Source organism: Methylacidimicrobium cyclopophantes (assembly GCF_902143385.2).
Lineage (GTDB): Bacteria > Verrucomicrobiota > Verrucomicrobiia > Methylacidiphilales > Methylacidiphilaceae > Methylacidimicrobium > Methylacidimicrobium cyclopophantes.
This window is the reverse complement of the sequence record NZ_CABFUZ020000152.1, coordinates 1-3,438: the sequence shown is the minus strand read 5'-3', so window position 1 is coordinate 3,438 and position 3,438 is coordinate 1. Positions and strand designations below refer to the sequence as shown.

The window sequence follows — 3,438 nt, the reverse complement described above, 5'->3', positions numbered from 1 at the left end:
CCTAAACCAAACGGCTTGCCGTTCGGGGTTGTAGGACCACCGTATGGGTAGTTGTGCGGTTAGGTGAAGCGGATGGAAAGTCGCCTCATAGAAGGTGAGAGGCCTGTAACCGAAAACCAAGCAACGCTCGGTGGTATCCTGAGTAACGCGATGCACGTGAAACTTCGCGTGAAGCTACGCCGACCACGGCGTAAGGCTAAATACGTGTCAGCGACCGATAGTGAACCAGTACCGCGAGGGAAAGGTGAAAAGAACCCCGGCGAGGGGAGTGAAATAGATCTGAAACCATGTGCCTACAAGGTGTCAGAGCCCGAAAGGGTGATGGCGTGCCTTTTGCTTAATGAGTCTGCGAGTTATTGTTTGTGGCGAGTCTAAGTCCTCATGGGACGGAGGCGAAGCGAAAGCGAGTCCGAATAGGGCGCCAAGCCGCAAGCAGTAGACCCGAAGGGGAGGTGATCTACCCATGGTCAGGATGAAGTCACTTTAACCGGTGATGGAGGTCCGAACGGGTGACGGTTGAAAACGTCTCCGATGAACTGTGGGTAGGAGCGAAAGACTAATCAAACCCCCTGATAGCTGGTTCTCCCCGAAATAGATTTAGGTCTAGCCTCGTGCGCTGACTTGTGGGGGTAAAGCACTGGATGGACTAGGGCCCACACCAGGGTACCGAATCTAACCAAACTCTGAATACCACAGGGTGGAGCACGGGAGTAAGTCGGTGAGGGATAAGCTTCATCGTCGAGAGGGAAACAACCCAGATCGCCGGCTAAGGTGCCAAAATGCAGCTAAGTGAAAAGGATGTTGGGTTTCGAAGACAGTGAGGATGTTGGCTTAGAGGCAGCCACCATTTAAACAGTGCGTAATAGCTGACTCACCGAGAGATCCGGCGCCGAAAATGATTGGCGATAAGCTGCATACCGAAGCCGCGGATCTCTTCCGGTTTCGACCGGAAGGGGTGGTAGGGGAGCGTTCCAAGTGCTGTGAAGCGGAAGGGAAACCGACCGTGGAGCGCTTGGAAGTGAGGATGCAGACATGAGTAGCGATAAGATCGGTGAAAATCCGATCCGCCGTAAACCCAAGGTTTCCTGGGGAAGGTTCGTCCACCCAGGGTTAGTCGGGAACTAAGCTGAGGCCGATGGGCGTAAGCGATGTCCAGCTGGTTAATATTCCAGCACCGCCGACATTTAAACGTGGGGGACGCATCGTTGGAGAAGAGCGAGGTGATGAATGCCCTTGTCCCGCAAGGGGACCGAAAGGAGCAATCCCGACGGGATTCTTCAAAGACGGTGCCAAGAAAAGCCCACGTGTACACTAAGGCGCCCGTACCGCAAACCGACACAGGTGGGTGGGTAGAGTATACTCAGGCGCGTGAGTTAAATCTCTTTAAGGAACTCGGCAAGTTAGCCCCGTAACTTCGGAAGAAGGGGCGCCCCGTAAGGGGCCGCAGTGAACAGCGTCAACCGACTGTTTAACAAAAACACAGCACTCTGCTAAGTCGTGAAGACGACGTATAGGGTGTGACACGTGACCAATGCTGGAAGATTACGGCAAGGGGTCAGCTTGGCTTCGGCCAGGCGAAGCTCTGAACCCAAGTCCCAGCGAATGTCGGCCGTAACTATAACGGTCCTAAGGTAGCGAAATTCCTTGTCGGGTAAGTTCCGACCTGCACGAATCGTGTAACGAGTTGACGACTGTCTCAAAGAGAGGCTCAGCGAAGTTGTAGTGGCGGTGAAGATGCCGCCTACCCGCAGTAGGACGGAAAGACCCCGTGCACCTTTACTGTAAGCTGTTACTGGATCTTTGCTATGGATGCTCAGCGTAAGTGGGAGACTTTGAAGCCTTCCTTTCGGGGAAGGTCGAGTCGCCAATGAGACACCACACTTCCATTGTGAGGATTCTAACCAAGTGCCCTGAAGCGGGTCTTGGGACAATGGCAGCGGGTCAGTTTGACTGGGGCGGTCTCCTCCTAAAAGGTAACGGAGGAGTTCTAAGGTTCCCTCAGCACGGTTGGCAATCGTGCGTCGAGCATATGGGTAGAAGGGAGCTTGACTGCGAGACCGACAGGTCGAGCAGGTACGAAAGTAGGACCAAGTGATCCGGTGGTAGAAAGTGGAATTGCCATCGCTCATCGGACAAAAGGTACGCCGGGGATAACAGGCTGATCGGGCCCAAGAGTCCATATCGACGGCCCGGTTTGGCACCTCGATGTCGGCTCATCGCATCCTGGGGCTGGAGAAGGTCCCAAGGGTCCGGCTGTTCGCCGGTTAAAGCGGTACGCGAGCTGGGTTCAGAACGTCGTGAGACAGTTCGGTCCTTATCCACTGTGGGCGCAGGAGACTTGAGGGATTCACTCCCTAGTACGAGAGGACCGGGAGTGACGGACCGCTGGTGTTCCGGTTGTGTCGTCAGACGCAGCGCCGGGTAGCTATGTCCGGAAAGGATAAGCGCTGAAAGCATCTAAGCGCCAAGCCTTCCCCAAGATGAGGTCTCCCCATCAAGGTCGTGGTAGACCACCACGTCGATAGGCCGCACGTCGAAGCGCAGCAATGCGTGCAGCGAAGCGGTACTAATTACCTGATTGGCTTTTAGTCCCGGTAGGCTATCGGGCTGATTTTCTGTTTGCCTGTAGTTTTCAAGGAACGGCTGCGACCAGGCGTCTGCGGAACTGGCAATGGCCGGCAGAGGCCTGGTGATCCTAGAGGCGTGGAACCACCCGTTCCCATCCCGAACACGGAAGTGAAACGCGCCATCGCCGATGGTAGTGCGCCGGTAGGGCGTGCGAGAGTAGGTCGTTGCCAGGTTCGCCCCCCCTTTCGCTCTTCGGAGGGAAAGGGGGGGCTTTTTTTTGTCGTCGGTGCCATGCTCTTCCCGGCCTGTCCGTTTTTGCTTTCTCGATCGCCGGCGGGACGGAGCGGTCGCGTGGGTTTTGCCGGAGCTTTTGAGGATCCTGCGCTTCTGCGGCAGGGATTTTTGCAGCCAAGGAACGCCGCGGTGCGCTTCCGGTGGCGGCGGCCGCGGCGGCGTGAGAATTCGGAGCTGCGGAAGCGCAACGGAGAAAGAGGAGAGCCGGTGCGATCTCCGCCCGTCGATGAGCGAACGAGACGTCTGCGGGATTGTAGAGGGCGGCTGAGGGGAAGAAGCGGCTTCGGAATGTGCGGCCTATGGGGTGAGCGCCGTTGCAGTCGGCCGAGAAGGCGGGGAGTGCGAGTCGCTCGTGGGAGCAGAGTCGTTTTTGGGAGGGGCCGCCGGCGGTGCTTCGGGCCGGGCGCTTTTTTGGGGTGCCTCCGGGAGGTATTTGGCGGCCCACCAGCGGGAGACTCCGCCTTGTGCGGAGCCGAGTGCAATAACGGCGGGTCCCGCAAGCAACATGCCGGGCCCGGTCATCGCCGTCAGCGATCCGATCCAAATCATGTTGCTGGCGGCGGCACCGGCGGCTGC

At 57.4% G+C, this 3,438-nt stretch carries 1 protein-coding gene and 2 rRNA genes; all 3 read left to right on the top strand.

What is annotated here, in order from left to right:
* Nucleotides 1-2,591, top strand: a 23S ribosomal RNA gene (locus FN369_RS07120); the annotation flags it as partial.
* A 94-nt stretch (nucleotides 2,592-2,685) separates the two neighbouring features.
* Nucleotides 2,686-2,801, top strand: a 5S ribosomal RNA gene (rrf, locus tag FN369_RS07115).
* A 365-nt stretch (nucleotides 2,802-3,166) separates the two neighbouring features.
* On the top strand, nucleotides 3,167-3,438 hold a 272-nt coding region (locus FN369_RS07110; protein WP_142525488.1), incomplete at its 3' end, for a hypothetical protein.